The 5882-nt window shown below is 32.8% G+C and carries 5 protein-coding genes; 2 read left to right on the forward strand and 3 right to left on the reverse strand.

The features are described from left to right. From WBN21_RS12945 to WBN21_RS12955, 3 genes are all read right to left on the reverse strand, one after another. The coding region (locus WBN21_RS12945; RefSeq protein WP_424200929.1) for a TonB-dependent receptor plug domain-containing protein at positions 1-1191 on the reverse strand (1191 nt) is incomplete at its 3' end. 52 nt (positions 1192-1243) lie between these two features. Further along, entirely contained in the window at positions 1244-2143 is a 900-nt protein-coding gene (locus WBN21_RS12950; RefSeq protein ID WP_424200931.1) for a FecR family protein, read from the reverse strand. 221 nt (positions 2144-2364) lie between these two features. Continuing rightward, positions 2365-2880, reverse strand: a complete 516-nt coding sequence (locus WBN21_RS12955) for an RNA polymerase sigma factor (RefSeq protein ID WP_424200933.1) — start codon at positions 2878-2880, stop codon at positions 2365-2367. 142 nt (positions 2881-3022) lie between these two features. On the opposite strand from WBN21_RS12955, the gene WBN21_RS12960 reads away from it, so the two are divergent. Continuing rightward, positions 3023-4777, forward strand: a complete 1755-nt coding sequence (locus WBN21_RS12960) for a hypothetical protein (RefSeq protein ID WP_424200935.1) — start codon at positions 3023-3025, stop codon at positions 4775-4777. 518 nt (positions 4778-5295) lie between these two features. Next, positions 5296-5882: signal recognition particle receptor subunit alpha (locus tag WBN21_RS12965; RefSeq protein ID WP_424200937.1), on the forward strand; the 587-nt coding region annotated here is incomplete at its 3' end.

The raw sequence follows: 5882 nt of genomic DNA on the forward strand, positions 1-5882 counted from the left end.
TAATTTTGCGGATACATCATACACTTCGTTTTTCTGAATTAAGCGTTGTTCATTTATAACGTCAAAATTGGTGGCATCTAAATTATAATTTGATACATATCCTTGAAAAGTGGTTGTTGTTTTATCATTCCAATCCCTGGTATAAGTAGCTCCGAAGGCTAAGTTTTCTTGAGATAGCATGCTGTTTAAAGCTTCGTTTTTATCATTAATTGTAGATTGCTCATCATAATTTAAATCGTTATTCACGTTTAAAAAATGAATGCGAACTTTGTCCTTTTTAGTAATATCATAAAGAAATTTAGCTGCAATATCATAAAAATAGAAAGATTCGTTTTGTGAAATTGAATTGGTATTTTCTTTTCCCTTAGAAAAATCTGAATCTTGAAAAATACGCTTAAAATATTGGTCATAAGTCGTAGTATTTATCAAATCAGTAATCGAGCGACGAGTAGATAGTTGCAACTCTGTTTTTTTAGATAAAGGCACTTTTATATAACCATCAATATTTATTAAATTGAAACCTAAACCGGCATCAAATTCGTTGTCAATATCATCAGGTAATCGCATGTCAATCACACTCGAAATACCATCGCCATATTTGGCATTTGTTCCATTTTTATAAACGCTTATGCGTTTTGTTGTGAAAGGATTAAACGCTGATATCAACCCAAAAAAGTGACCAGATTGATACATTTTTATTCCATCCCATAGTAACAGGTTTTGGTCGTGCGTGCCGCCACGAACATTAATATTTGAAACTGTTTCGTCAGTACTTTGAACCCCCGGAATAGCTTGTATGGTCTGTAAAACATCGGGTTCAATAAGCCCAGGTAAAATGCCAAAAGTTTTTGGTTTTATGGTTAATGACCCGTCATTTAGTTTTGTAATACCTGTTGTTAAATAGTTGTTTACTACAACTTCTTCAAGGATTTGTATTCTGAAATCTTTGCGATTCTTCTTTTTCGCTTTAATTACAACAAACCGGTTATCTAATAATTCAAAATCTAAATGCGTTTCTAAACGAAGAAATTCTAAAACTTCATCTAAAGTTGCATGATCATCTGGGAAAAATGCTGTCCTCTCTTTTATAACATCATCGACATAGGAAAAATGAATATTATAGGTTTCAGAAAGTATATTTAAAATAGCAATAAGCGGTTGCTTTTCTTTTTGAACGGTTTGAGCTTTCAAGGAGACAACATTCAAAAAAAACACAGATAAAATAATAGAAAAAATAAAGTTTCTATTCACTTTTTATTGTAATCGAATTATTTGATTTGCTATACCTTGCATGTAAAGGTAAGGTAATTGATTTTAAAGCTAATGCCATATTATCGTGAGCAAAACTACCTGTAAATAATTGTTCAGAATCAATACCAAGTAAAGTTACATCAACATTATATTGTCTTTCAAATTCAGCAATAACCAATTTGTATGGCAAACTTTTAAACGTACTAGTGTTATTTAACCACGAAGGCATAGTGCGGTTTTCTTTTTCTTTAGCAATTACTTTCCCATCGATAATTAAAAAGCTGTTTCCAGGTTTTAATTTTGTTTCCTGAGTGTTGTAAGTCACCCCAACAAGACCTTCGTAGCAAATAACCTCAAAATAACTGTCCCGTTGTTTGACATTAAATTGAGTACCATAAACTGTTACAATTCCAGATGTTGTTTTCACCTTAAATGATGATCCTTTTGCAACTTTAAAAAAGGCTTCTCCATGAAGTTCTACTTCACGGTCATGTTTCCAATCTTTTTTATTAAATGCTAAATGAGACTTCACGTTGAGGGAAACATGGGACGCATCTGGTAATTCTATAGTTGTTTTTTGTGCAAATTCAGTAGAAATCGTAGTGTCTAAAGTGGTGGTGTAATAGAATAAACTAAAACAAACGGCAAGTATAGCAGCAATACGCATAAATGGTTTAAACCAATGTGTTTTTGGTTGTTGGTTTTTACTTTTAATGGTTGATAATACGTTTTCTAATTCTTCAGAAGTATTGTAATTATCAGCCTTAAAAGCTTGCAAGTTGGTATTTAACTTTACTAAATCATCATAGTCTTCAAGGTTTTTAAACGCTTGTAGTTCCTGATCATTTAGGTTTTTATCTAACCATTTCGATATGAGTTCTTCTCTATTCATGATTTCTATACAACTATATAACAGTTAACTTATATTATTTCCTACCCTGTTTTTGAAAAAATTCCAAAAAAATCAAAAACGAAATTCCAAATCCCAAATTGTTACGCAGAGATTCATGCAGTTTTCACAGAGATTCACAGAGAAAAACTTTGCGAGAAAAATATCCCATATCACTTTCGGTAACGCCTTCGTTCATCTGTCTTTCGTCTTCCGTCATTTTTCTACAACTCCTTTATATCCTTCCGCAACTTAACCAAAGCACCATAAATTCTCTTTTCAACCGCTTTTGTCGAAACACCTATAATCTCAGCAATTTCTTTAAAACGTTTCCCTTCAACCCGGTTCAGCATAAAAGCTTCACGTTGCGCATCTGTTAAATTAGAAAGTGCTTTTTGTAGTTTCTCAGCATATTCAGCTTCCTGCATTAAAAACTCAGGAGTCTCGTTGGTAGACATTTTTGGTTTCGTTTGCCTATGCTTTAACACCACTTTTTGATGGGCTACTTCATTAAGCATTAAATTATTGGCGGTAGTAAATACAAAACTCTTTGCCTTTTCGGGCGAAACTTTGGCGCAATTCTCCCATAACTTAATAAAAGCCTCCTGTACTTTATCTTTTGGGTTTAGTAAATCACCAAACTTATAGTACAAAAAGTTATGTAAATCTTTAGCGTGTTTTTTGAAGATGGAAGAAAAAAGGTGCTCTTCACAAATATTTTCATGTAATTGTTTCGGCATTAGTTTTGGCGGTTCATGCTTCTAAAATAAGTCTTTTTGGGTATTGGAATTTATTTTTTTTGAATTTTTTTGATTTTCAGGGTAGGGATTTGAAGAGTTAACCTGTTTTATAATAAAAATGCTAAACCTAAAATCATTTATCATGAAAACTACTTTAAAAACATTTTTACTAATTCCTTTTTTTGCCCTTTTATTATTTACGTCTTGTCAAGATGAAGTAACCGAGATTACTCCGCCAGTAGATAGTGAAGCCCTAACTGCCGAATCTGAACTTACCAGCTTAATGTTCGCCACATCTATCATGGACGGCTCTGCTGATAATATTATTGATGAAGCCAGCTGTTTATCAGTAGAATTACCTGTTACAGTAATTGTTAATGGATTAGAAATCATCATTGATTCAGAAGAAGATTTTGATGTTATCGAAGCTATATTTAAAGAGTTTGAGGATGATGATGATGAGTTGGAAATTATTTTTCCAATCACCATTATTTTGTCAGATTATGAAGAAATTGTTATTGAAAATCGCGAAGCTTTAGAAGCGCTTATTGAAGCATGTAAAGATGAAAATGAAGAAGATGATGATATTGAATGTATCGACTTTCATTACCCGATTTCTTTTTCCATTTTCGATACAGATTTTCTAATTATTGATGTGGTAACTATTGAAAACGACCGTCAATTATACCGTTTCTTAAAGCGTGTAAAAAATGCAGAAGTTATAGCAAGTCTTAATTTTCCAATAACTTTAGAGTATGCCGATGGTACAACCGTTGTCGTTAAAAATAACGAAGAGTTGGCTAGAACAATCAAAGCAGCAAAAAACGCTTGCGATGAAGATGATGATAACGATTATGGCGATGACGATTTCACCAAGGAACGTTTGGACGAATTATTAATAGCATGTCCTTGGGATATTTACCAATTTTTAAGAGAAGGAGAAGACATCTCTATTGAATACAAAAATTACAAAATGCAATTCAATGAGGATGGGGTTGTGTATATTTTAACACCCTACAATGAAATTCATGAAACAGGAACATGGAGCACCAGATTAACTACAGATGGCGTTTTGCTAACCACTAATTTTGGAAGTAGTGCAGGTTTCGATTTCGAATGGACCGTTTATGAGTTAGAAACAGGAAAAATAAAATTATTTAAATCTTCAGAAAAACGATTAATCCTAAAGAAAAACTGCGATGAAATTTCAGATATTACAAAAGCACGTATTGAAAACTTTTTGCAAGAATGCTTCTGGAGAATTGCACGCTTAAATATTGAAGGAATTGATACGGAGGCAGATTATATAGGTACACCACTTAAATTCTATTCAGATAACATTGTTAAACTTAGAGTTGAAGGCGAGTTAATTCAAGGAACTTATGAAATAAGCGAACGCGATGCAGGCTTCATTTTACAAATAGATTTAGATGGCAGACCAGAATTAAAACTAGTATGGTTAATAAATTTCCTTGAAGAAGATTTAATTAAGCTAGAAAACATAAATAATCAAATGATTTTAAAAAGACATTGTCCAGATGGTGATGACGATTTAGGATACATTGATGATGTGCTAATTTCAAGCACTTGGGAAGTAGCTGCTTACTATGTTGATGGAGCAAATAAACCAGAAGAATTTTATATGTACACCATAAATTTTATGGAAACAGGAAGATTAAAAGTAACAGACCCAAATAGCAGTATTTTTAACGGCTCATGGTTATCATACAGAAATGAAGGTTTACATCTTGGTTTGTATTTTGGTGAAAGCGCGCCTTTCGATGATTTAAACCACCGTTGGAAAATTGTAGAAATTACTACAGATAGAATCGAGTTAAAAGATTTAAATGCAAGCGGAGAAATAGAGCGCATCCTAGTTCTAGAAAAGCTCCCATAAACACACATGTTTGGTTAAAAAAGAAACTCATTTTCGATTAAGTAGGTTAATTAATAAAGTTTCATTTTTAAAGGCTGTCATCTCAAATGACAGCCTTTTTTTAGTGAAACTCTATTTTGAAAATTCTGAAAGACGCATTCAAAATAGCTAGTTGAGCTAATTCCGAAGAATTACGGGATCTTTTATCTTTTAGTAATAATTTGGGCGTTACCACAAGGGTCGGGCTTTCCGTTCCCAATCTTTTTGCTCGTGCCTCACAAAAAGGATTTCCACTTCAATCCCTAACGCGGGTTAGTCAGCAGTCATCGGTAATCAGTCTGTAATTAATTACTATTTAATTAAAGAATTTTAAGTTTTATAAATTACAATTAAAAATTAAGCACTTTTTATGTCAATTTAGTTCAAGTAAAACAATAATTCAACCTCATAAAAAGGAAATATTTAGTTATTTTTGCAACTCAAATTTTAATTATAGATCAGACTGCCTGCTGCAGACTGTAAACTGAAGCCTTAATACTATGTTTAACAATTTAAGCGAAAAATTAGATAAAGCCTTACACGTTCTTAAAGGACACGGAAGCATCACAGAAGTAAACGTAGCAGAAACTTTAAAAGAAGTAAGACGCGCATTACTCGATGCCGATGTTAACTTTAAAATAGCCAAAGATTTTACCAATAAAGTTAAAGAAAAAGCACTAGGACAAGACGTATTAACAACGTTGCAACCAGGGCAATTAATGGTTAAAATCGTAAAAGACGAGTTAACCGAGCTTATGGGTGGCGATGCTGAAGGTTTAAACCTATCAGGAACACCAAGCATTATTTTAATGTCTGGTTTACAAGGTTCTGGTAAAACAACATTTTCTGGAAAGCTAGCTAATTATCTAAAAAATAAAAAAACAAAAAAACCTTTATTAGTAGCCTGTGATGTATATCGTCCTGCAGCAATCGATCAATTACATATTGTTGGAGAGCAAATAGGTGTTGAGGTTTTTAGTGATAAAGGAAATAATGATCCTGTAGCAATTTCAAAAGCAGCATTAGCACACGCCAAGGCAAACGGACATAATGTGGTAATTATTGATACCGCTGGTCGTTTAGCTGT

Origin of the sequence: Algibacter sp. (assembly GCF_049667265.1) — a bacterium.
Classification (GTDB): Bacteria; Bacteroidota; Bacteroidia; order Flavobacteriales; family Flavobacteriaceae; genus Algibacter_B.

What these genes read in the sequence shown, in the direction of transcription:
- WBN21_RS12950 (WP_424200931.1), bottom strand. Translation starts at nt 2,143, where the DNA reads ATGAATAGAGAAGAACTCATATCGAAATGGTTAGATAAAAACCTAAAT.
- WBN21_RS12955 (WP_424200933.1), bottom strand. Translation starts at nt 2,880, where the DNA reads ATGCCGAAACAATTACATGAAAATATTTGTGAAGAGCACCTTTTTTCT.
- WBN21_RS12960 (WP_424200935.1), top strand. Translation starts at nt 3,023, where the DNA reads ATGAAAACTACTTTAAAAACATTTTTACTAATTCCTTTTTTTGCCCTT.